Origin of the sequence: Vibrio frigidus (assembly GCF_042465995.1) — a bacterium.
Classification (GTDB): domain Bacteria; phylum Pseudomonadota; class Gammaproteobacteria; order Enterobacterales; family Vibrionaceae; genus Vibrio.
Genome location: NZ_JBCDMC010000004.1, coordinates 328,765 through 351,510, shown reverse-complemented (window position 1 = coordinate 351,510; position 22,746 = coordinate 328,765). Strand labels below are relative to the sequence as shown.

General features: G+C 42.1%; 19 protein-coding genes. 9 read left to right on the top strand and 10 right to left on the bottom strand.

Annotation, left to right across the window (positions count from 1 at the left end; all coding sequences use genetic code 11):
- The first annotated feature begins 83 nt into the window (after positions 1 to 83).
- Together AACW90_RS09285 and AACW90_RS09280 are read left to right on the top strand one after the other, a co-directional pair.
- Positions 84 to 1,559, top strand: coding sequence for a coniferyl aldehyde dehydrogenase (locus AACW90_RS09285; RefSeq protein ID WP_390233471.1), 1,476 nt, complete (start codon positions 84 to 86; stop codon positions 1,557 to 1,559).
- A gap of 7 nt (positions 1,560 to 1,566) precedes the next feature.
- Positions 1,567 to 2,154, top strand: coding sequence for a TetR/AcrR family transcriptional regulator (locus tag AACW90_RS09280; RefSeq protein ID WP_390233469.1), 588 nt, complete (start codon positions 1,567 to 1,569; stop codon positions 2,152 to 2,154).
- Positions 2,155 to 2,156: 2 nt separating this feature from the next.
- On the opposite strand, the gene AACW90_RS09275 is transcribed toward AACW90_RS09280, so the two are convergent.
- The 4 genes from AACW90_RS09275 to AACW90_RS09260 form a co-directional block, all read right to left on the bottom strand.
- Entirely contained in the window at positions 2,157 to 3,272 is a 1,116-nt protein-coding gene (locus AACW90_RS09275) for a DUF481 domain-containing protein (RefSeq protein ID WP_390233466.1), read from the bottom strand.
- Positions 3,273 to 3,439: 167 nt separating this feature from the next.
- The gene (locus tag AACW90_RS09270; RefSeq protein WP_390233463.1) at positions 3,440 to 4,300 is read right to left on the bottom strand and encodes an HD-GYP domain-containing protein; all 861 of its coding nucleotides are present in this window, start codon (positions 4,298 to 4,300) and stop codon (positions 3,440 to 3,442) included.
- Between the two features lie 295 nt (positions 4,301 to 4,595).
- The gene (locus AACW90_RS09265; RefSeq protein ID WP_390233461.1) at positions 4,596 to 5,570 is read right to left on the bottom strand and encodes a glycosyl transferase family protein; all 975 of its coding nucleotides are present in this window, start codon (positions 5,568 to 5,570) and stop codon (positions 4,596 to 4,598) included.
- A 111-nt stretch (positions 5,571 to 5,681) separates the two neighbouring features.
- Positions 5,682 to 6,347, bottom strand: a complete 666-nt coding sequence (locus AACW90_RS09260; RefSeq protein ID WP_390233458.1) for a pyridoxamine 5'-phosphate oxidase family protein — start codon at positions 6,345 to 6,347, stop codon at positions 5,682 to 5,684.
- Between the two features lie 103 nt (positions 6,348 to 6,450).
- Between AACW90_RS09260 and pdxR the strand changes: the two genes are divergently transcribed.
- Positions 6,451 to 7,920 (top strand): MocR-like pyridoxine biosynthesis transcription factor PdxR, encoded by a 1,470-nt coding sequence (gene pdxR / locus AACW90_RS09255; RefSeq protein WP_390233456.1) that lies wholly within the window; start codon positions 6,451 to 6,453, stop codon positions 7,918 to 7,920.
- Positions 7,921 to 7,938: 18 nt separating this feature from the next.
- On the opposite strand, the gene AACW90_RS09250 is transcribed toward pdxR, so the two are convergent.
- Entirely contained in the window at positions 7,939 to 8,370 is a 432-nt protein-coding gene (locus tag AACW90_RS09250) for a c-type cytochrome (protein WP_390233454.1), read from the bottom strand.
- Between the two features lie 189 nt (positions 8,371 to 8,559).
- On the opposite strand from AACW90_RS09250, the gene AACW90_RS09245 reads away from it, so the two are divergent.
- A complete protein-coding gene (locus AACW90_RS09245) occupies positions 8,560 to 9,183 on the top strand; it encodes a cytochrome b/b6 domain-containing protein (protein ID WP_390233451.1) in 624 nt (207 codons plus the stop codon).
- Between the two features lie 116 nt (positions 9,184 to 9,299).
- Here the strand turns inward: AACW90_RS09245 and AACW90_RS09240 are convergent, their stop codons facing one another.
- Positions 9,300 to 10,394, bottom strand: a complete 1,095-nt coding sequence (locus tag AACW90_RS09240; RefSeq protein WP_390233448.1) for an MBL fold metallo-hydrolase — start codon at positions 10,392 to 10,394, stop codon at positions 9,300 to 9,302.
- Between the two features lie 108 nt (positions 10,395 to 10,502).
- Here AACW90_RS09240 and AACW90_RS09235 point away from each other — a divergent pair, with 108 nt between their 5' ends.
- The gene (locus AACW90_RS09235) at positions 10,503 to 11,117 is read left to right on the top strand and encodes a TetR/AcrR family transcriptional regulator (RefSeq protein WP_390233446.1); all 615 of its coding nucleotides are present in this window, start codon (positions 10,503 to 10,505) and stop codon (positions 11,115 to 11,117) included.
- Between the two features lie 249 nt (positions 11,118 to 11,366).
- Here AACW90_RS09235 and AACW90_RS09230 read toward each other — a convergent pair whose 3' ends face one another.
- Positions 11,367 to 12,548, bottom strand: a complete 1,182-nt coding sequence (locus AACW90_RS09230; RefSeq protein ID WP_390233443.1) for an NnrS family protein — start codon at positions 12,546 to 12,548, stop codon at positions 11,367 to 11,369.
- Positions 12,549 to 12,846: 298 nt separating this feature from the next.
- Here AACW90_RS09230 and AACW90_RS09225 point away from each other — a divergent pair, with 298 nt between their 5' ends.
- Positions 12,847 to 12,975, top strand: coding sequence for a hypothetical protein (locus AACW90_RS09225; protein WP_275136192.1), 129 nt, complete (start codon positions 12,847 to 12,849; stop codon positions 12,973 to 12,975).
- Positions 12,976 to 13,037: 62 nt separating this feature from the next.
- Here AACW90_RS09225 and nifJ read toward each other — a convergent pair whose 3' ends face one another.
- Positions 13,038 to 16,634, bottom strand: a complete 3,597-nt coding sequence (nifJ, locus tag AACW90_RS09220; RefSeq protein WP_390233440.1) for a pyruvate:ferredoxin (flavodoxin) oxidoreductase — start codon at positions 16,632 to 16,634, stop codon at positions 13,038 to 13,040.
- 10 nt (positions 16,635 to 16,644) lie between these two features.
- A complete protein-coding gene (locus tag AACW90_RS09215) occupies positions 16,645 to 18,273 on the bottom strand; it encodes an NAD(P)-binding protein (RefSeq protein ID WP_390233437.1) in 1,629 nt (542 codons plus the stop codon).
- A 451-nt stretch (positions 18,274 to 18,724) separates the two neighbouring features.
- Here AACW90_RS09215 and AACW90_RS09210 point away from each other — a divergent pair, with 451 nt between their 5' ends.
- Together AACW90_RS09210 and AACW90_RS09205 are read left to right on the top strand one after the other, a co-directional pair.
- Complete coding sequence (locus AACW90_RS09210) at positions 18,725 to 20,437, top strand: sensor domain-containing protein (protein ID WP_390233435.1); 1,713 nt, start codon at positions 18,725 to 18,727, stop codon at positions 20,435 to 20,437.
- A 98-nt stretch (positions 20,438 to 20,535) separates the two neighbouring features.
- On the top strand, positions 20,536 to 21,396 hold the full coding sequence (locus tag AACW90_RS09205; protein ID WP_390233433.1) for a DMT family transporter: 861 nt from the start codon (positions 20,536 to 20,538) through the stop codon (positions 21,394 to 21,396).
- Positions 21,397 to 21,477: 81 nt separating this feature from the next.
- On the opposite strand, the gene AACW90_RS09200 is transcribed toward AACW90_RS09205, so the two are convergent.
- The gene (locus AACW90_RS09200; protein ID WP_390233431.1) at positions 21,478 to 21,717 is read right to left on the bottom strand and encodes a hypothetical protein; all 240 of its coding nucleotides are present in this window, start codon (positions 21,715 to 21,717) and stop codon (positions 21,478 to 21,480) included.
- A gap of 123 nt (positions 21,718 to 21,840) precedes the next feature.
- Here AACW90_RS09200 and AACW90_RS09195 point away from each other — a divergent pair, with 123 nt between their 5' ends.
- Complete coding sequence (locus AACW90_RS09195) at positions 21,841 to 22,731, top strand: AraC family transcriptional regulator (RefSeq protein ID WP_390233429.1); 891 nt, start codon at positions 21,841 to 21,843, stop codon at positions 22,729 to 22,731.
- Positions 22,732 to 22,746 lie beyond the last annotated feature (15 nt).

Genomic DNA, 22,746 nt, shown 5'->3' with positions numbered 1-22,746 from the left:
GACCTTTATTGCAATCGCCGTTTTTTTCAATTATCATTTACCGACTGATTAGTCGGTTTGTTTATAATATTAAGGTGGCTTTAATGACAACACATTCCTCTGCGCAACCATCAGATAGTGCTCACTCACCGCTGTTTGATATCTTCGCGCAACAAAAACAGCAATACACTCAACATCCTTTGCCTACTTATCAGGAACGCGTACATCAGTTAAAAGAGCTAAAGAGGGCAGTTCTAAGCTACAAACAAGATCTCGTCTCGGCAATGAGTATCGATTTTGGTTACCGCTCAGAGCACGATAGTCTTATCGGGGACATTCTTCCTGTCATTAGTCAAATTAACTACACACTTAAAAAACTGAAGAAATGGATGAAACCGAGTAAAAGGCATGCGGGCTTACTGCTTGCTCCTGCATCGGTTCGAGTTGAGTACCAACCCAAAGGTGTGATAGGCATAATCGCTCCATGGAATTTCCCGATCATGCTCTCACTTAGTCCACTCGTGACATCTATAGCCGCGGGTAATCGCACCATGATAAAGGTGTCTGAGTTTACGCCGGAAACCAACAAAGTACTGACCACATTGATCTACTCTATATTCTCTCACCAAGACGTTGCGATAATAGAGGGTGAAGTCGACATCGCAAGCGAGTTTTCGTCATTGCCGTTTGACCATATCCTATTCACGGGTTCGACCCCAGTGGGTAAGCATGTAATGCGCGCGGCAGCGAATAACCTCACGCCTGTAACATTGGAGTTGGGAGGAAAATCGCCGGTGATCATTGGCGAAGATATGCCGATAGATACGGCGGTAGAAAGAATCATCTATGGTAAGTGTTTAAATGCGGGACAAATATGTGTTTCACCGGACTACATTCTCTGTCCCAAAGACAAGGTAGACGACTTTATTTCTCTATATAGAGCAAAATTTCAATCGCTTTATCCAGACTTCGATAACAATAAAGATTACAGCCAGATAATTAATATCCGTCAGGCGCAACGAATTGAATCCGTATTGCAGGACGCTTTAGACAAGGGCGCGATGGTTTATTCCGCTGACACTAATAACGAAGCCAATACCCAATTAAACAGTGATAACAAAACATTACTTAATACTGAATCAAAAAAGTGGCCCACTCAAATTATTGCTAACGTGAATGATACTATGCGAGTGATGCAGGAAGAAATCTTCGGCCCACTTTTGCCAATTGTCCCATATCAATCTCTACAAGAAGCGATTGATTTTGTGAAGCACAATCCAAGGCCACTTGCGCTCTATTTGATGAGCTATGACGAAACGGTTCAGCGCCAAGTACTTGAACAGACACATTCCGGTGGAGTCTGTATCAACGAAACCGTATTCCACGTAGCAGCAGAAGATGCCCCTTTTGGTGGCATTGGTCAATCCGGGATTGGACACTATCACGGTATCGAAGGGTTCAGAACACTGAGTCATGCTAAGACCATTTTGCAAAGAGGCACATTTAATACGGGTAAACTGATACATCCGCCTTACGGTAATCTTGTGCAAAAAATGATGCTCAAATTCTTTTTAAGATAGGTTGGTAATGAAATCTGACAAACGCCAAAAAATACTTGATACCGCATTAATGCTCTTTGTAGAGCGCGGGTTCTATTCCGTATCTACCGCCAGTATTGCTAAACAAGCTGGTGTTGCCACTGGCACGCTGTTTCATCATTTCGCAACGAAAAATGCGTTGTTAGAAGAGCTTCTCATCACCGTAAAACAAGAATTTGCCGATTCTGTATTACAAAATGAAGCCGTCGTCACCGCCGCTTTGGAAGCGGATATAAAAAGCCAAGCAAAAGCTATCTGGTCTGCAGGTTTAGAGTGGGCAGTCAACCACCCTCATAAATTACAGTTGTTCTTAGCTTTCTCTCAACTGCAGCAAGTCAACCAACTCCTTGGACAAACAAAGGTTAGAGGCCTACTCAGCTTCCTATATCAATTAATCGAGGCGGGTGTGCAGCAGTCGATATTTAAACCCTACTCAGAGGAGCTTCTTACCGATTGGTGCCACAGCCAGTTTCTATCAAGTGCACGTTATCTAACGAGCCAACCTCCGTATCAATTTGAAGAGTTAACGCTCGCTACCTTTACTCTATTTTGGGATGGCATCGCTAAAAAGCACTGATTCTAAAAATTGTATTCGATCTCTATTACCATCAACAGGTCGGTGTTTTCAGGTTTGCGCCCCTCTTCGTTCGCAACAGGGTTAGAAGTATTGTCTATAATGGCGGCAATTTCTAGATCGATGTCATCGATTAGCTCTATTTCAATACCGGTTTCTAGGTGCTGTATAAATCGTCCTGATTCTTGATTAACCACCTTACCGTCGTAGATAAAAAAGTATTCAAGATCTTTGGTAATATCTAATTCGTAGTCCATTCCAAAGGCAAACACTGGTGAAACATTGTTCTTCTTTTCACCCACTTCAACACTGTTGTATTTTGTATGTAATACACTAAACCCTGCGTAAACATCCAATTCGACATCGCTCGTATCGAACACTTCGTACCCCATCGAGACACCGAGTGTCGTCTGCGCGTCAATGTTCTTAAATTCATCAATATAGAGTTCATAAGTCGGAAGACGAAAATAAATTTGCTCTGAGTAATACAGATCGAAGGATCCATTTAACCTGTGATTGTCTTCTGTTTTCTCTCTACTTTCAGAGTCATTATTTGCACTTTCTGACACAACTCCTCGATAATTAAATAGAAACCGGCCATGCGCGGAGAGATACCGAGCTTTCGCACTAAAACTATAATCTAGGCTTTCTGAATTACCGCTTTTGTATTTTAGTCCCGCGCCAAGCTCACCATCCCAAAGGCTTTGTTCGCTTTTCTCGGAAGGGGATATAGAGAGAATCATCTCTCTTGGGTAGGCTTTGTCGGGAAGGTCCATAAAAGTCAAAGTGGAATCCGTTAGCCAAAGCTGACCATCTCTAATAATCCCATCTTTAAAACGTACTCTCATCTTTTGCTTGGTTCGCAGCTCCCTAATATCTTTCATCTCGATATCAACAAGTCCCACTTCATCGCTATCAAACTCAATCTCTTCTTGGTACATAGCAATCAAGTCGCCAGCAAATAACTCTCCTTTCTTAAGAAGAACCCAATCGTACTTAATTGGTACACTCGGAATATCGACCTTCCATGGTGAAGGTGTTGTATCATTTGAGCTAACGGCCGTTTTCGGTAGTATTACCAACAACCCTAACAGTAGAATAACTTTAACTCTGTTTTGCATCCCTGCCCTTAACCCTAAATTGAATCGACCAATCGTCCGTAAAATACTTCACATAGCATAATTGATTCATCAATATAAATTAATAGTTTAGGTTGATTTTATGGAGTGCATCATCAAAATATTTGTTGTATTCGCTTTCTGACTGAATAGTTCAAATGACAATAATACTAAATTGCCAACAATCCATTTTCTTCAAATTCTGTCTCAATACGAAAATGCGGTTCGTTTTTCGTCATAGCTATATTTCTTACATTGATAATATTCGCAAAGTGCTCCAATATTAGTTCAACCAATTCGGGCTGAAAGTGTTTACCTGATTCGTTTCGAAGCAAGTCTTTAACTTGATGCACAGGCCATGGTTCTTTATAAGGGCGTCGACTCAACAATGCGTCAATAACATCTACGATAGCGGTAATTCGTCCATAAATATGTATTTCTTCAGCTACTTTTCCTTTAGGGTATCCAGTACCATCCCATTTTTCATGATGTTCATGAGCCACAATAGCGGCCATCTCCATTAAATGACCACAACCTGAGGAGAGCAGCTTGTAGCCTTCCGTGGTATGACGTTTCATCACCTCAAACTCATCATGATTAAGCTTACCGGGTTTATCTAGTATCTTTTCACTGATCGCTATTTTACCAATATCATGCATGGGGCTAATGACTTTTAATACTTGGCATTCAGCATCACTTAATCCATAAAGCTTACCAACGTAATAAGACATTTTGGCGACTCGTTTAACATGGCTTCCTGTTTCTCCCGAGCGACACTCAATGGCTTTTCCCATCATGGTTAATATATTTTTTTGTAGATCAAATGCTTCCTGTTTTACTTTCATTAAAGTATGTTCACTTTGTGCAATAACTCGCACTTTATTGGTATGCCTATACATCGCATAAAAAAATGAAATGATTAACGGCAGTAATGCCAAGATCAAAAAAATGTCATCGCCGAATAAGGCAATATGAGAATCGACAACCATATTGTCTTGAGGTTTAGTCCGTTCATTTAAAGTATTCAACATAATAATAGGTATCTTCAATATTAATTTAAAATGATATATATAATTTCTTTCTACGAGAAAAACAATATCACTAAAAATATGTATCAAAGGATATTAAGGAATATCCCTACATAGAAGTAAGCATTGTTAACTGAACGCATAAAAATAGATTAGGAAAAGAAAATTGTATGTAGGAAATAGCTGATTATTCTCCGCTTATATAAGACATATCGTATTATATAAACAGAGAGAGCTCATCAAATGACAAAACCGGATAAATAGAACGCCAATACTTTCAAAGATAGAGTGTACAAGGTCAGCAAGGAGCACAATTGTATGGGCTATTTACTACCCAGTCACTCCATAATGCGTAGGCGAGTTCGTAGGCTTTATCTCTATCATTCACCTTGGCAAACAATACGGCACATAATGTCGCAACAACCGTATTTGCCATCATATTGTGATCACTTACGTCAGTATCGAGCAATGATTGATTGGCAACGGGGAGATCTGAAGCCATTGTTTCTGGCCAGTAGTGAGAAGTCACTCCATTGCTATCACTTCGCCAAACCGTTTGGCTGACCTTAGGATTGTATTCTGACTCACCAGACTGGCCTTTAAAGGAGATAACCGCGTGTTTACTCAGGCCGACGGCTTGCTCTACTTCCGCGTGCAATTGCTGAAACCCTGGGTGAAAGCTACCTCTAATACCGTATCTCGCGTTACCCGGATTAAGCGCTCTCACTACCGTATTGATTGGTGTTCTTAAACCATAACGGTTTTTCCAATCCAACATAGTCACCGCCTGAGGAGCAAAGCTAGCTAGAGGCAGGTACACAATATTGTGTTGCTCTATCATCTCTTTTGCTTGCTTCACATCCTGTGCCAAGGGAATATCAAGCGCATCAATGTAGTGACGCGCGTGTTCACGAATCGAACTCTTTTCTAAGTGTCCATGCACCAACACTTTGTAACCATTCTCAGCGAGTATTTTGGCGGCGATAATGTGCCAAGGTTTTCCTGCGCTTGCTCTTTTTCCAGCATAGCAAGGCCAGTCAATATCAGCGCCAATATCCGGCATCCTCGTTTGGAACGCCTTAACAAATCCTGCAATTTCGTCATGGGTTTCATTTTGAACTCGAATAAGCATCATCAACATAGCCATCTGGTCATCACCAATTTTGCCATCGAGATACTCATCCATTACTTGATAAGCTTGCTCAAAATTAAGAGGTTTTCGTCCCCTTTCGCCTTTACCTACGGTTCGTATACAATCGAGAATTGTGCTCATTATCTTCCTTGATTTCTATCTATTGTTTACAGACATCATTCGGCTAAAAACCGTTTTATGCCGTTAAATGTATCGTATTAAACATAGATAGCAACTGTTCTCGAACATTCACTACTCATATGAACGGCACCAACGGCCACCGTAAGCTGAAGAATAATCAGGTGTTACAATGCCTTCGCCGAGATCGGTCACAGGTTCAAGAGGCCCGATAACCGTTTTATAAGGCAAAACACCCGCCCAAACTGGTCTATCCAAGTCTGCTATATCGTCGTTAACACCATGATTACCAATTTTAACTGAGGCTTCTGTTAAAGGCATTCTCAGTAGCAGAGTCGCAGACAACTCTTTTTGACTACCTAAACGAACCTCACGGGTACGATTGGGTGCGATTTGTTCAACAAAGTGGTTCAATATACGATCTTTTTCGTCATTTTTACTTATCTGTTCAAACCGACCAAATACCACCGCACTTCGATAGTGCGCACTATGATGCATTGCTGATCGAGCCAGTACCCAGCCATCAAAAAGTGTAAAGGTCAAACTCGTTTCTATACTATTTTTCAACGTTCTGAGTAGGCGGCTATTGTTCGCACCGTGAATATAGATATGATCGTCGACTCTCCAAGCTAACATAGGAATAACGATAGGTACCCCTTTCTCCACAATAGCGACATGAGCAAGCAAACTTTCATCAATTATTTGATGCAACTTAGCTTGCTCATTACACGCTTTATGTGCGCCCTTTTTTATCGCTGTTCGTTCCGTTTTTGAAAGCATTATTTTGGCTCCTAGTTTGAACTTTTTATCTGGTGTTTTTACAATATACAATCAAACTGGTATCTTAATTAGAGCCAATTATAAATAAACCAAAGGGCCAGTTATGAGTTTAATCGACGTCGGTGATCTTTTTCTATCAAAGCAAAGTTCTTCACTTCAACAAACATTATTTGATGCCATTCAGCAAAAAATAATCAATGGGCATTGGAAAAGAGAACAAAAGTTACCCTCTACCAGAAAGATGGCAGAAGAACTTAAACTGAGTCGAAATACAGTAACCAGTGCCTACGAACAGCTTGTTGCAGAGGGATACTTGCAAAGCCGAAAAGGTTCAGGCTTTTTTGTAGCGGTATCTATCCCTGAGCACTTTCTGAAGACCGCTATCAGTCAATCCCAACGACCATACCGATCCACCATAAACAGTAAAGAACTCACTATTGTGCCCCCATTCGACACACAACGATCGCTTTATCTAAATCGACCATTTTCTCCTGGTATACCTGACCTCGCTGAATTCCCATATACCAAATGGCAACGATTGCTACAAAGACATATTCACCGGGACTCATTGTCAGGAATGGGTGACATACAAGGTTACTTCCCATTGCGTGAAGCACTCAGCCACTATCTACAATCGAGCCGCTCCGTTTCCTGTCATCCAAACCGAATCATCGTTACTTCCGGTGCGCAGCAGGCGCTTTCCATCGCAACCTTAGCGATTTTAGATCCAAATCAAACGGTGTTAATGGAAGAACCAGGATATTCACAGATGCGTAAAGTGTTGGACCTTTATCGTATTAAGACGGTTTCAGTATCAGTCGACCCGTTACTGGGGCTCAATATTTCCTCATTGCTAACACACAGAGCGGCGGCCGTTTACTTAACACCCAGCAACCAATATCCGATGGGAACGACCCTCAATACCGAGCAGCGGTTACAAATATTGCAATGGGCAGAGGCGAACCACGCTTGGGTTATCGAGGACGATTATGATAGCGAGTTTCAATTTGCTCATAGACCCTATACGTCGCTTCAAGGTTTATCTGCACAATCAGGGTTTTCAGAACGTCGTATCTATGTTGGCTCATTAAGTAAGACGATGTTTAACGGCTTAAGAATTGGCTACATGGTGGTGCCGGAAAATCTGGTAGAGACTTGCTTAAAGATAAAAGATGCGATGGCTGGCAATACCGCGATACATAGCCAAGCCGCTTTGGCAGACTTCATCTCTGAAGGACATTTTCTCCGTCATCTAAGGCGAATGAGGAAAATTTATCAACAAAAATCTATTTTATTACGAGGCGCGCTCACGCAACATTTTGGAAGAGAGTGGCAAGTGATCAGTCAGGAGGCAGGACTGCACACCACTGTTCGCTGGCAGGGTTCACCTAGCGAAAATCAAGTGGTCGAAGCGGCCGATAAGAAAGGGATCACGGTTCGACCCCTATCTTATTATGAGAAACACACCAATCAGCGCGACTGGAATGCTCTGGTTCTTGGCTATGGCAATGTACAAAGTAATAAAATTGAACCGCTTATCGCACAGCTCAGACAGATTTATCTCAGTCTGTGAATAGAACTCTTTTTTACTTTATTTCTTATTACGGAACTTACGATGACAGCCTTTGCAGGTACCAGTCGCATCTTTAAATCCGGCTACGAGAGCGGCCTGATCTTGTACCTTTGCTGCCGCATAGAAATCTTGAAAGCCTTGATCGAGTTTATCTAGATTCGTTGAGAATTTCTCAAAATCCTTCCATACCGCCTTTTTGGCGTTACTGCCTTCTTGGCTTCCTTCTGGGAACAGCGTTTTTAGGCTAGATGAATGCTTGGTTAGTGCCTCTCCCAGCATCTCAAACTTAGCGTAATCAAATTGACCACTTTCGAGCATGCCACCAACCGCTTCGACGTTATCTTTGATACCTGAATATGCATCCTGACGAGCCTCTATTTCCGCTTCAAACGTTGCTGCACTAGCCGAAACCGAAATAAGCATAAATAGGCTTACTAATTGCTTTTTCATTTTACTTCCTCCATGTCGCTCATATGAGAGCTGTTTATTATTTAAGCATAGTTACACAATAATCACGCTTAAGTAAATAGTTGTTATTACGTAAGTCGTGTTTGTTATGTAAATAGTTGCAATAGACATTACTCTTCGGTTAATCAGATTGTATAATGAGGAATAGCAAACTACTCACAAGGACGGGACATGAAAGTTTGGGACTTACCGACACGTTTATATCATTGGATTCAGGCGCTACTATTCGCTGGGTTGGCCTTTAGCGGTCTTACGGAACAAGGGCCGCACGTTTACTTTGGTTTAACCCTTTTTACTCTGCTCATATGGCGTATTATTTGGGGCTTTTTCGGAAGTGATACAAGTCGTTTCTCACGATTTATCCGATCACCAAAAACGGTCGTTCAATACCTAAATGGACAACATCCGGAGCAACCAGGCCATAACCCTGCAGGTGGTTATATGGTCCTCGCCATGATTGGTGCACTATTGCTTCAAGCGCTGACTGGTCTTGCTCTATCTGGGATGTTGGACCCCTTACCCGGTTCAGAAATCTGGCTTAACGATGACATATTTGATGTCTGCGTTCTCATACATGAAAACCTCGTTAATGGGTTATTTGTACTTGTAGGGCTACACGTGCTGGCCATTATTATCTATAAATGGCGGAACAAACCTCTCGTCAAAGCAATGTTTACTGGCTATCAAGAAAACATGACAGCCAAAATAAACTTAGCTTCAAATAGAAGGGCCTTGGTAATACTGATGATCGCTTTAGCAATAACATCGGCTATTTACACGCTTTCTATCGAATAAAATGTCGTATAACCATCAATTCGAATTAACGCTTCATCGTCGTTAATAGAGGTCCTAATGCAGCAATCACTGCTTTGCTTAGCTATAGAGTCTGGCAAAGTAGCGACCCACGTATTTTATTGCTCTTGTAGCGCTAACGTGGACTCATTCGTCTCTTGTGCTTCACGCCACCATGCATAATTACTAACCGGATTGTCGAGCTCAATCGCATCACCAAACACTGGCGTTAATAGATTAACGTTATTTTGCTTCGCCAATTTTGTAATTCGTTCAAACGGTTCAAACCAGTCGTGCATGGATAGATCAAAGGTACCATTGTGGATTGGCAACATCGCTTTGCCTTTAAGATCCAGGTGTGCCTGCATGCTATGTTCAGGTAACATATGAATATCGGCCCACAGGTCATTATAAGCCCCCGTCTCTATCATAGTGACATCAAACGGACCGTATTTTTCACCAATATCTTTGAAACCATTAAAATAGCCGCCATCTCCACTAAAGAATAGATTGTGTTTGTCGCTTTGGATGACCCAGCTTGCCCACAATGTTTCATCTCGATCAAACAGACTTCGACCAGAGAAGTGTTGAGCCGGTGTCGCAACAAGATGAATATTGCCAATCTGCACGTCTTGCCACCAGTCCAATTGGGTCACTTTAGATTCGTCAACACCCCAATCGATAAGATAGTCTCCCACTTTTAAAGGGGTAACAAAATGCTCAACTTTGTTCGCCAATTTCTTGATTGCCGCTTTGTCCAAATGGTCATAATGGTCATGACTGATAATCACCACTTTAATATTGGGTAGATCTTCAATAGAAATTGGGGTTGGGTGAAACCGCTTAGGCCCCGCCCATTGCACTGGTGATGCTCTTTCGCTGAATACCGGATCAGTCATGACATACTCACCATTTAACCTCATCAAGATGGTTGAGTGTCCTAAGCGAAAAATGACATCTTCATCACTGCTCTGTAATTGAGCCTGTGATATTGATTTCAAAGGAACTTCACTTGTTGGTTCCGCTGCGGTTCGTTTTGTATTAAAACGTTCGACTATCATGTCCCAAATATTCCCTAGAGACGGGCTGTATCTGATTTCCGAATTTACAAACTTTCCTTTATTTTGAGTCGCACCAATACCGGTTACACACGCGCCAATCGTTACAACTGTCATAAACAAAACTCCTAAACCAAATATTTTAAATTTCTTCATTCGAGTGCTCTAACTTGTAAACTACACTGGGTAGTTTACATTTATACATTGAAAAGTAAACTACTCAGTGTAAAATAATTAACAGCCTATAAATGAGTCGATGTTTAAATGTCTGAAGTAAAAAAAACGAGAAGTGAACTAAAACGTGAAGCAATTCTTAATGCTGCTAAGAAAGCTTTTATAAAAGATGGCGTGCAGAGTACCAGCATGGACAAGGTATCCGAGTTGGCTCAAGTCTCCAAAAGAACGGTTTACAACCATTTTGAAACCAAAGAGATACTTGTCATGCAAATCATGGCGGAGATGTGGCGAAAATCGACCATTCAGCCTGATTTTGAGTACCTAACAGATACCTCTCTACGTGAGCAATTAAGCGCTATTTTACTGGCTGAAGCAAAGATGTTCTCCGCTAAAGAAAATCTTGAGCTTTCACGCGTCGCATTTGGGCACTTTTTTTACAACCCTGAGGCACTGCAAAAGGAGATGGGCAAATTCTCCGCTAGAGAAACCACTCTTTTTAAATGGCTAGAAGCGGCGGTCGCTGACAACAGGCTTAAACCAATGGATTTTGAGTTTGCTAATAGCCAATTGCATAACATGATTAAAGGACACTGTTTCTGGCCCTTATTGCTCAATATAGGTAGCAAGATAGAGTTAGAAAAACTCAAAAACATCACCGATGAAACGGCCGCCATGTTTTTGAGTCACTATGCAAAGAACTAGTCTATCTATTACTGCTGGTGCCGTCGCCTCTGATATGATGACGTTGGCTTGTTTAGGTTCGAATGAATAACAGCCTTTATTTATATTTTATGTCATTCAACTTTCATCAATTAACGCAAGGTTAATTACGTAACTCTACTCGTAAAAGACAATGGAATATTATATTTGTCTCAACTTAACGCAATTTTAAAAACCGCATCTAATTGACGTTAGATACGGTTTTTATTTGGCTAATATACCAACTACTTATTAACCTGGATGTCCATCCACTCTAGGCGTCATAAGCATAATCGCAAAATTATATAGAAACATAACAAACGCAATCGTCCATAACACGGCAGCACTGTTCACTAACAACATCAGGTGTTCAGGAAATAGCGCCACAACAAAACTTCTTATCAAAGCAGCAATAAACAGTGCCAAAAAGGCTGGCCACATTCTTGGCCCTTCATAGATAGCATGACCAGTATGTCCCATCGTTACTCGAGAAATCATCGCTAAAATCACTCCACCCAATGCACCAATCGCGAATAAATGGATCATCGAGTGTTTGAAAAAACCTTCACTAAAACCGCTTGCAAGTAAACCCAACGGGATACAAAGATAGGCACTGTGCAGCGACCATACAAGGGGTTCGCTTAATGTGAGCCACGGCTTCCAACGCGCAAAACGAATAAACTGAAATAGCGCCCCAACGAGCAAAAATACCTGTGATAATTGTTGATTTGCTAGAGGAAAGAAACTAAGTACAAACAACATCACTAATGGTAAATTAGCACCAACATCAAGCCACAATAGCGGTTGAGCTTTCTCGAAATTGAATTTTCGAGCGGTAAAAAAAGGTATTACTCGTCCACCCATTACGGACAAAAGTAACATAAACCACCAAAGCATCGCCTGCCACACAGCAAGAGAAGGGAATGGCGGTAAACCCTTAATTGTTGCGTAACTGGCAAAATTCGCGATTAACGCAAGAACAAAAAGAGGAACAAAAAATAGATTTTTCCACCCTTTTGACTTAACCACTCGGAAACCCACTTCATACGTAACGGCGGCCAAAAATAGTGCTTCAACTATAGAGATGAGCCACAAAGGTGTTTGTGTCCAAAAAAGTAATCTAGGTAATGCCCACAACGACACAATAATCCCGAGTCGAAAACCCTTAGTACCGTTAATTCCGGTCCATGTTTGCACCGCCGTTAATACAAAACCGGCAACGATAGCCATTGCAAAGCCAAACAACATTTCGTGGACATGCCACCAAAGAGCAGGAACGTTAAGTGCACTCGGTTGACCGTATTGAAATGAATACACCCAAATAAGAATAGATAAAACCGCGTATAACGAGCCAAAAAGAAAAAATGGGCGGAAGCCAAGCCTTAAAAGAGGGGGAATTTTGTCTTCTTTGCTTTTGTCAGTAATGTTTAACAATTTTGGACCTTAGTAAAATAGAGCAATTGACCTCGAGGTGCAGGAAATGTGCCGATAATATTGATCAATAGAAAATACCTACAGCTCTTAAAAATCAATCTATTGAAGGTGTATTTCGAAAAATAAGTTACACACCAATCGTCATAAAGACAATCATAAGATGTCTATTTGACACTAAGCGTGTCTTAAAGACAGTTCACCTTGATATTTGACATATTTAATTATGTTATATCAAACAGTTACTAACTGGCACAGATACTGCTTTACCAAAGGAATATCCTTGCATAATGGTCACGATATGAATCCGAATTTATCCGCTATTCTGAAATCCAGCGTCATTCTATTCGCGGTATATTGGCTTGCAGTATACGCCGCTATTTTACCAGAGTTAATTTATATGTTTGCACTAAAGATAGGTCTGTTTTAATCGTAAACCCGTTATCCCCCCACTGATGAGAGGGGGGAGTTAAGGTAAGTTATCGATTGGTTTTACTTCTGAGCGGTCAACTCAACATGTGGGGCAATCGTCCCCGTACTTCGAGTGGCTAACTCTTCATATAATTGCCATTTCCTGTGGGCAACCTGTTGAGCCTCTTCCGTGATTTTCTCCGCCATTTCCGGATCACTTCGTTGTAACATTCGGTATCTATCCTCATTCATTCGATACTCTTTAAGAGAAATACTTGGTCTCAATGAGTCTAGGGAAAAAGGATTAATATCCACCTCTCTAAGCGATGGATTATATCGGAACAGAGGCCAGTGACCCGATTGAACCGCAAGTTGTTGCTGTCGTAAACCATCTTCCATATTGATGCCATGGGCAATACAGTGGCTATACGCAATAACGATAGAAGGTCCGCGGTACATTTCAGCCTCACGCATTGCCAATAATGATTGTTGTGGGTCCCCTCCAAGGGCGATACGAGCAACATAAACATTATTATAAGCAATGGCTTGCATGGCGAGATCTTTTTTGGTTGCCTGTTTTCCCGCCGAAGCAAATTTCGCTACCGCACCTAGAGGCGTTGATTTCGACATCTGACCACCGGTATTTGAATACACCTCAGTATCCATAACCAACACGTTTACATCCGCACCACTAGCTAACACATGGTCTAACCCACCTGAATCAATATCATATGCCCAGCCATCACCACCAACAATCCATATTGAACGACGAACGAGCTGCTCGGCAACTGAAGTGAGATTACGTGTCGATTCTGTATCTATCTGTTCAAGGCGTTCCTTGAGCGTATTGACACGTTTGATCTGCGCCTGGATTTCGGACTCCGTTATTTGTTTTGCATTAAGTAGTTGGTCAACTAATAACGGATCAAAGTGTTCGCGATTTTCTAACAACAGTTGTTCCGCTAATTCGCGCTGCTTAACGGCCGCTAACCTAAAGCCAAAACCGAATTCTGCATTGTCTTCAAACAACGAATTGGACCAAGACGGGCCTCTGCCATCATTGTTCACTGACCAAGGCGTTGTGGGTAGGTTACCACCGTAAATTGAGGAACAACCTGTCGCATTCGCTATCATTAATCGGTCACCGAAAAGCTGTGACATCAGTTTAAGATACGGGGTTTCACCGCATCCTGAACATGCACCGGAAAACTCAAACAGAGGTTGAAGGAACTGAACACCTCGGACGTGTGAGAAGTCCACTCGAGATCGGTCGTTGTAATCTAGCTCTTCAAAGAACGCCAGATTGCTAATTTCTTGTTCTAGATAAGGTTCTTTAAGCTCCATATTAATCGCTTTACGCGTGTCATCCCCATTTGAGTTAGCACTTACTATTGCCGGACACGCATCTACACATAGACCACATCCTGTACAATCTTCGGCATACACTTGCAATGTATAGCGAATTTCCGGAAATCCTCTCGCCGAGATATGCGCCGTTTTAAACCCATCAGGTGCAGAGTCCAACATCGATTTGTCATAAAACTTGGCTCGAATCGCGGCATGAGGACAAACGATACTGCAATTACCACATTGAATACACGCATCGAAATCCCAGATAGGGATACGCTGTGCGATGTTTCGTTTCTCCCACTGCGTTGTGCCTGAAGGATAGGTGCCATCGACTGGCAACTGGGAAACAGGAATCAAATCACCCTTGCCTGCCATCATCATCGCGGTCACTTCTTTTACAAAATCAGGCGCTTTATCAGAGACAAATTTGATCGCTTCAATTTTTGCGGTTACCTGCTTAGGTATATCGATCTGATGTAGATTCGCTAGAGCTTGATCCACCGCTAAGAAGTTTTTTTCAACGAGCTCTGGTCCTTTTTTCGAATACGTTTTTTCAATCGCTTTCTTAATTTTTTCTATCGCTTGGTCTTTCTCGATCACGCCAGAGAGGGCAAAAAAGCAGGTCTGCATGATGGTATTGGTTCTGTTGCCCATCCCTGTTTCACGCGCCACTTTATAGCCATCAATAACATAGAGCTTCATCTGTTTATCGATCAGCTGTTTTTGCATCCTTGCAGGCAAAGAATCCCACACCAACTCATTATCAACAGAGGAATTCAGCAAGAAGGTGGCATGTAATGCCGCCTTAGCCAGCATATCCGTTTTTTCTACAAAGGTCTGTTGGTGACAAGCAATGAAATTTGCAGACTGAATCAGATACGGACTGTTAATCTCATGGTGACCAAATCTAAGGTGGGATTCAGTTTGCGAGCCTGATTTCTTAGAATCATAGACAAAATAACCCTGTGCAAAATAATCAGGGTCGTCTCCTATGATCTTTATCGTATTCTTGTTTGCACCAACGGTACCATCGGCGCCTAGCCCATAAAACATCGCTCGAACCACTTCATTCGGTTCAATATCAAAGCTTTCATCAACCTCAAGATGTGACAAACCTACATCATCAATAATGCCAACAGTAAAATGCCGCTTAGTTTCGCCTTTAACATTATCAAACACCGCTTTTGCCATTGCAGGGGTAAATTCTTTACTCGATAGACCATATCTTCCTGCCAACACTCTTGGCATAGATTCGAATTTACTTCCGTCTTCCATTAACGCAGTAATAATATCTTGATAAAGGGGATCCGCCGTTGCACTTGGCTCTTTGGTACGATCAAGCACCGTAATGCATTTTACACTATCCGGTAATTCAGCTAATAGGTGTTCGGTCGACAATGGACGATAAAGGCGCACCTTTAACACCCCCACTTTCTCGCCCTTTTCGACAAGATAATCGACCGTTTCAATGAGGGTCTCAACCCCTGACCCCATCGCAATAACGACGTGTTCAGCATCTTCTGCGCCATGGAATTCAATAAGTTTGTAATGTCGGCCAGTTAACTCTGCTAGCTGATCCATGCAGCCCTGAACAATACTTGGTGTTGCTGCATAAAACGGGTTTACGGTCTCTCTCGCTTGAAAGTAAACATCTGGGTTTTGCGCCGTACCGCGAATAAATGGTGTATCGGGGCTAAGTCCTCTAAGTCTATGTGCTCGTACAAGTTCATCCGAGATCATTTCTCTTATTACTTCATCAGAGATTAGATTTATTTTGTTCACTTCGTGTGAAGTGCGAAAACCATCGAAAAAATGGATAAACGGTATTCGCGCAGACAATGTCGCAGTATGAGCAATAAGTGCCATATCGTGCGCTTCTTGTACCGAGGATGCTGCCAGTAAAGCAAAGCCAGTACCACGAGCCGCCATAATATCTTGGTGGTCACCAAATATTGATAACCCTTGAGCTGCCAGCGATCGCGCCGCCACATGGAAGACTGCGGGTGTTAATTCTCCAGCAATCTTATACATATTTGGTAGCATCAACATCAAGCCTTGAGAGGCAGTGAATGTAGTCGTTAATGCGCCACTTTGAAGCGCTCCGTGTACCGTTCCTGCGGCGCCTCCTTCACTTTGCATCTCTGCAATTAAAGGGATATTCCCCCAGATATTTCGTTTGTCCTCTGCTGCCCACTGGTCAGCAAATTCAGCCATTGTGGAAGAAGGCGTTATAGGATAAATAGCACAAACTTCACTCACGCGATACGCGATATGTGCCGTAGCTTCATTACCATCACAGGTATGCATAACATGATTAAAATGACTCATTTAGCGCCTCCTACTTCACTTCAGCTGCGACCATTTCGATCGCATGACATGGGCATTGGGTATAGCAAGCTTCGCAACCCGTGCATTTATCGTAATCAACCGAGTACCCTTTACCCTTACCTTTTGATGTAATCGCACCATAGGGACAAGCCCCTAAGCAACCATCACACTCAAAACAGTTACCACAAGAATAACAACGTTGGGCTTCAAACAAGGCTTCTTGTAACGTTAGGCCCCCTATGACTTCTTCAAAAGATGAGGTACGGATTTCAGGTGCTACGGCGGGTTGTTCCCGCTTATCGGCATCGGTTTTATACCAGAGATGCAGTTGATCATATTTAATCAGTGGTTGCTTCGATGCTTTGGAAAATGCTCTGCCACATAGGAAACCATTTATATGCGCGGCGGCTTTTTTACCATGTCCAACGGCAATCGTCACGGTGCGGTCACTTGGTACCATATCACCACCAGCAAACAGGCCAGGATACCCAGTCATCATTTGATTATTTACGACGACAGTGCCATCATCCTTGTGCTCAACACCCGGTACATTTCGGGTCAATTTGGTATCAATATTTTGTCCAAGGGCAAGAATAAGGGAGTCGGCTTGTATGGTTTCATATTCACCGGTTGGCTTCGGTCGCCCATCAACTATATTCATTTTTTCTAGCGTAAAAGTTGAACCATCGATACTATTGATAGTTCGAAGCCAATGAAACGCTATCCCTTCTTCCATCGCTTCCACACATTCAAAATCATGAGCAGGCATGAGTTCTCGATTGCGACGATAGATAATCATCACCTCCGCCCCCATTCGTTTTGCAGTACGAGCGGCATCCATTGCGGTATTACCCCCACCATACACCGCAACCCGCTTACCCAAGGTCGGCGTATCACCCATCCCGATATTACGCAAATAGGTAACCGCATCAATGGCTACGCCGGGGTCATCACTCGGGATCTCAATACCACGACCAACATGGGCACCGATAGCCAAAAATACCGCATCAAACCGTCCCTGCACTTTTGCGGCTAATAGGTCGTCGACTTTACTGTTGAGAACAATATCGATGCCCATTCCTTGAATACGCGCAATTTCTTGATTTAATACCTCTCGAGGTAAGCGGTAGGCAGGAATACCGAAATGCATCATTCCACCCGCCATCGGTCCCGCTTCATGGATCTCGACATCGTGACCAAATCGTTTTAGATGATACGCCGTCGCTAAACCACTCGGTCCAGCCCCCACCACTAATACCCTTTTCCCCGTTGCTTTCGCATCAAAGCGCACTGGCCATTTTTTCTCAATAGCAACATCGCCCAAGTAGCGTTCGACCGCATGAATACTCACTGGTTGGTCAACATCGGTTCTGTTGCAAGCGGTTTCGCAAGGGTGATAACAAACACGTCCATGGATCGCGGGAAGCGGGTTATTCAGTACCAGTTCTTGAAACGCTTCTTCGTACCGTTCTTCTTGCGCTAAGGATAGCCATTTTTGAATGTTGCTGCCTGTCGGACATGCATGGTTACAAGGCGGTAGAGAGTTTGAATAGATTGGAAATTTAGTACGTACGGGGCCAGACCCTTTTTTAGTGGTCAGGTCAGGTGGCAGGGTCATATCCTTTAACGAATTGCTCATATTGTTCTACCTTATGTTGGGGTAAAAACGAAAGCGGCGTCACGATTGTGGCAAATTGTTCTTCTAACGTGCGCTCCATTGTAAAATCTTTGCTATTGCTTCTCACTCGTTGTTTTTCTCTTTATTAGACTTTTACTATAGTCCTGCGCACAATTTAAATTTGTGCTAGTGGTCAATTACTGAACGTATTTATCCGCTTAAATTAGAAAAACGAGATATAACCCTTTAGTCGTACGTACTCGTCGCACTATCAATAGATCTATTAATCTATCTGTCTAATATTGATGCATAAAAAATAGAACAGTCATGTGCACTCACTCAACACACCAATGCCATTCAGATTTGAATTCGGTTTAAAACTTGCTTTTTACCCATAATTTCATAGAGTTAAATTTAGAACGGCATCATTGGAATATCCTTATGACAGCACTCTGTACGGAGGTGGACCGCATTGACTAATCAATCTATGAACGCATACGATCCTAATGAATCTCGATTTTTGCGGCTCATAGAGTCAATGCCAAAAGTGGCAGTACAGGGTTATGACAAAAACAGAAAGGTTATCTATTGGAATGAAGCAAGCTGCGAGATTTATGGGTACTCCAAAGAAGAGGCGTTCGGACAAACCTTAGAAGATCTCATTATTCCTGACGCCATGCAAAAGACCGTTATTGACCTCCATAAAGCGTGGATAGACCACAACATCGCTATCCCTGCAGGAGAGCTTTGCTTACGATGCAAAGACGGCCAGCAAGTAATTGTGTACTCAAGCCACATCATGCTTAAACAAGGATCGGATGAACCAGAGATGTTCTGCGTCGATGTTGATCTTACCGAGCAGCATAAGTCGAAGCTGGAACTACAACGAATAGCAACCACAGACAGTTTAACTGACCTCCCCAATCGGCGGTATTTTGAGCAAGAACTCGCTCGCCGAATCAGTGAAGCTAAACGATTCGATCAGAAAATGGCCGTGTTATTTATCGATCTCGACCTATTTAAAGAGATTAACGATACTATGGGACATAATGCTGGGGACCGCTTATTAATACAGGTTGCTCAACGGCTCAAACGCCGTCTAAGGATGTACGATACGCTCTCTCGATTTGGTGGCGATGAGTTTCTAGTCGTTTTGCCAAATATTCAAAACAATAGTGACGTCGAGATTGTGGTGCATAAACTCATGACTGAGTTTGAACAGACGTTTACGCTTTTTAAACAGAATATATACATCACAGCAAGCATCGGAATCAGCCTATACCCAAAGGATGGTATCGATACAGATCAGTTACTTAAATATTCAGATGCCGCCATGTATCAAGCAAAGGAAGACGGCCGGAATCGCTATCGGTTTTTTGACAAATCTATTCACAACGTTCTTCGCTTCCAACGAGAGATCTCAAATCACCTCAGAGATTCACTTTATTTAGACCAGTTTCATCTCGTTTATCAGCCTCAAATTGACCTTAACAACAATAAAATAATCTCTTGTGAAGCATTAATTCGATGGGATCCAACCCCTCCTATTAAGGCAGTAGGTCCGGATATTTTCATCCCAATTGCGGAACGTTCAGATCTGATTATTAAGATTGGCGAATGGGTGCTCAGAAGTGCTTGCAAACAGATCTCGCAATGGAAGCAACAAGGAATTAAAGACATACGAGTTGACATCAATGTCTCTGGTAGGCAATTAACACAGAACCACTTTTTCTCCTTCTTATTTGACACGTTGCGCGAGTTTGGCTTACAGCCAAAAGATCTCGGCATTGAGTTGACGGAACACACATTAATTACTGCGAACGACGATTTGATGATTAAGTTAAAACGTCTACAAAAAGCTGGTACGGCAATATCCATTGACGATTTTGGCACTGGCTATTCATCACTAAGTTATCTACGAAAATTCCCAATCAATTACCTTAAAGTTGATAGGGCATTTGTAACAGAAGTGCCGAATAATCGTAAAGATGAAGCGATTTTGAAGGCGATTATAGATGTGGGACACATCCTCGATCTCATTATCGTTGTAGAAGGCGTTGAAACCAAAACTCAGGCTCAATTTTGTCATCAACTCGGTAGCGATTCCGCTCAAGGGTACTTTTTCTACAAACCAATGAAAGCCGAACAGATGCTACCTCTGTTACTACACCAACTAGAAGACTGATATATATGCCTAAATGGTATAGATAGGAACAGGTTATGCTAGATTAGGTAATAAAAACACGCCACAATGGCACAACTATTCATTCAAATGTGGTCAATGTGAAAACCCTATTATATACCTTTGTGGCTATGCTCGCTTTCGCCGCCAATTCGATTTTGTGTAGAATTGCGTTACTAGAAGGATACATCGATGCAGGCTCTTTCACGCTGATTCGGATTTTATCCGGAGCAATCACGCTCATTATTATTACGCTAGTTTTTCGTCAATCCAAATCAATCGACCAACCCATTGATAAAAAATCTGTATTCATTTCGTCTATATCGCTACTTGGCTACGCGCTGTTTTTTTCATTCGCGTATATCGAACTTGGAACAGGAACAGGTGCACTTATTCTATTTGGGGTTGTACAACTAAGTATGTTGATCGCTTATGCCTTTAAAGGAAACCACATTATTGGTTTTGAGTGGTTAGGTATTGGAGTTGCCATCAGTGGCTTTCTGGTTTTACTTTTGCCTTCTGCAACCAGACCCAATCTCATTTCGGCACTGTTGATGGCGATATCTGGGGTATGCTGGGCGATATTTACTCTTCAAGGAAAAGCGTCTGGCAAACCTTTACAATCGACCACCCAAGGTTTTGTAGGCAGCTCGATGATTGCTCTTCTCATGTTACCGTGGTTATTAAATATCGACAGTATTACTCCAACTGGTCTGTTGTTAGCTATCTGCTCTGGCGTTTTCACTTCAGCATTAGGTTACGTCATCTGGTATATGGCGTTAAAGCAACTCACCGTGCTTACGGCATCAATCGTCCAGCTTTCCGTACCTGCAATAGCTTTGCTTGGAGGGGCTATCATCGTAAGAGAACCATTCTCATTTAATATTGTTCTTTCTACCACGTGTATCTTGGGCGGGATTGCTCTGGTATTTATTGCACAACAGATAAAATCAGCACGTTAATAATGTAAACCATATTGATGAAACCATACCAATACAATAAAAAAAAGGACGCTTTGTTAGCGTCCTCAACGGGGACCAACCCTATAAAAACATGGCCATGAGGCCCAAAGGAATGACAAGGAGGTAAAGCTCTAATCCACGGTCATTGAGGGCGAGGAATACCGACTTAATAAGCATGCTAAGCTTTAGTCCGAAGTGCACAACTTCAAGCTTTAAACTTTTATCACCATCCATATTGATATGCGAACTGGTTGATTTAATATGCTTATTGGCATAAGAATTTTTATATTCAAATGACTTATGTTTTGTTAACTGGTTCATGATAAAACCTCCTCCACCTTTTGTTAACACCTATTATATAAGCATTGTCACAAAATAAAATGCCATGTTTGGTATATTGGATATGCTTAATGGCAGAAACGATATTTTATATGGATGGCACCAATGGTAGAAAAAAATTCACACAAGTTTTACGCAAAGGAAGAGTTATTTGAAAGTGAGCTGATTGCTAAAGAGTGCTCTGGTGTTAATTCTCCTTCGAATTATTCACGGACATTAGGGGCATCACAAAACTGGATTGGGTGTGGATACATACATAAACCCGGCATTGAAACTGAACATATTAATATTAAATTCCCCTTCTTTTCTTTGGTTTATGTCATTCGAGGAAATGGGAGTTATACCGACGAAAAAGGCAAACTTTACCCGTTGTCGCCAGGCTGTGTATTTCAACGCAGACCAAAAGTCATACATACCACGGTGGTTAATCCCCACAGTGACTGGCAAGAATATTACCTAGACTGTAACGAAGAGTTGTATGAACACCTGAGTGGCATGTCTTTGATCAACAGAGATATCGCGGTGTACAGTAATGCCGTATGCCCGGGTATTAAGCCCGACATAGAATCCCTAATGTCACAGTTACAAAACGCCAACGAAGAGGATGTATTCGACGCTTATTTAAGTTTCTTGAACATAATGAGGACGTTATTGACCTCTCAAGATGAAGCCACTATCCCAAACGATATGATCACAGAAAGCATCACCGATTTCGAGATGCGTTATGCCGTTCGATTTGACCTCAAAGCGTACTGCACGGAGAAAGGCTGGGGCTACGAAAAATTTCGAAAAACATTTAAGAAACACATTGGTGTCTCTCCAAAAGAGTATTTAATCAGAAAACGAATGGATGAGGCCTGCCGCCTTTTAAGATCGACCAAAAAACGTATCTCGGTTATCGCAGCCGATCTAGGCTACGCATCACAATATGAGTTTTCGAATCAATTCAGTAAGTATTTCAACGTTGCTCCTAAGCATTATCGGGAGGGAATTTAACGAACTGAATGATTT

What these genes read in the sequence shown, in the direction of transcription:
- AACW90_RS09225 (WP_275136192.1), top strand. Translation starts at nt 12,847, where the DNA reads ATGAATCCGAATTTATCCGCTATTCTGAAATCCAGCGTCATTCTATTC.
- AACW90_RS09195 (WP_390233429.1), top strand. Translation starts at nt 21,841, where the DNA reads ATGGTAGAAAAAAATTCACACAAGTTTTACGCAAAGGAAGAGTTATTT.
- nifJ (WP_390233440.1), bottom strand. Translation starts at nt 16,634, where the DNA reads ATGAGTCATTTTAATCATGTTATGCATACCTGTGATGGTAATGAAGCT.
- AACW90_RS09250 (WP_390233454.1), bottom strand. Translation starts at nt 8,370, where the DNA reads ATGAAAAAGCAATTAGTAAGCCTATTTATGCTTATTTCGGTTTCGGCT.
- AACW90_RS09265 (WP_390233461.1), bottom strand. Translation starts at nt 5,570, where the DNA reads ATGAGCACAATTCTCGATTGTATACGAACCGTAGGTAAAGGCGAAAGG.
- AACW90_RS09280 (WP_390233469.1), top strand. Translation starts at nt 1,567, where the DNA reads ATGAAATCTGACAAACGCCAAAAAATACTTGATACCGCATTAATGCTC.
- AACW90_RS09285 (WP_390233471.1), top strand. Translation starts at nt 84, where the DNA reads ATGACAACACATTCCTCTGCGCAACCATCAGATAGTGCTCACTCACCG.
- AACW90_RS09270 (WP_390233463.1), bottom strand. Translation starts at nt 4,300, where the DNA reads ATGTTGAATACTTTAAATGAACGGACTAAACCTCAAGACAATATGGTT.
- AACW90_RS09215 (WP_390233437.1), bottom strand. Translation starts at nt 18,273, where the DNA reads ATGAGCAATTCGTTAAAGGATATGACCCTGCCACCTGACCTGACCACT.
- AACW90_RS09200 (WP_390233431.1), bottom strand. Translation starts at nt 21,717, where the DNA reads ATGAACCAGTTAACAAAACATAAGTCATTTGAATATAAAAATTCTTAT.
- AACW90_RS09260 (WP_390233458.1), bottom strand. Translation starts at nt 6,347, where the DNA reads ATGCTTTCAAAAACGGAACGAACAGCGATAAAAAAGGGCGCACATAAA.
- AACW90_RS09235 (WP_390233446.1), top strand. Translation starts at nt 10,503, where the DNA reads ATGTCTGAAGTAAAAAAAACGAGAAGTGAACTAAAACGTGAAGCAATT.
- pdxR (WP_390233456.1), top strand. Translation starts at nt 6,451, where the DNA reads ATGAGTTTAATCGACGTCGGTGATCTTTTTCTATCAAAGCAAAGTTCT.
- AACW90_RS09245 (WP_390233451.1), top strand. Translation starts at nt 8,560, where the DNA reads ATGAAAGTTTGGGACTTACCGACACGTTTATATCATTGGATTCAGGCG.
- AACW90_RS09275 (WP_390233466.1), bottom strand. Translation starts at nt 3,272, where the DNA reads ATGCAAAACAGAGTTAAAGTTATTCTACTGTTAGGGTTGTTGGTAATA.
- AACW90_RS09240 (WP_390233448.1), bottom strand. Translation starts at nt 10,394, where the DNA reads ATGAAGAAATTTAAAATATTTGGTTTAGGAGTTTTGTTTATGACAGTT.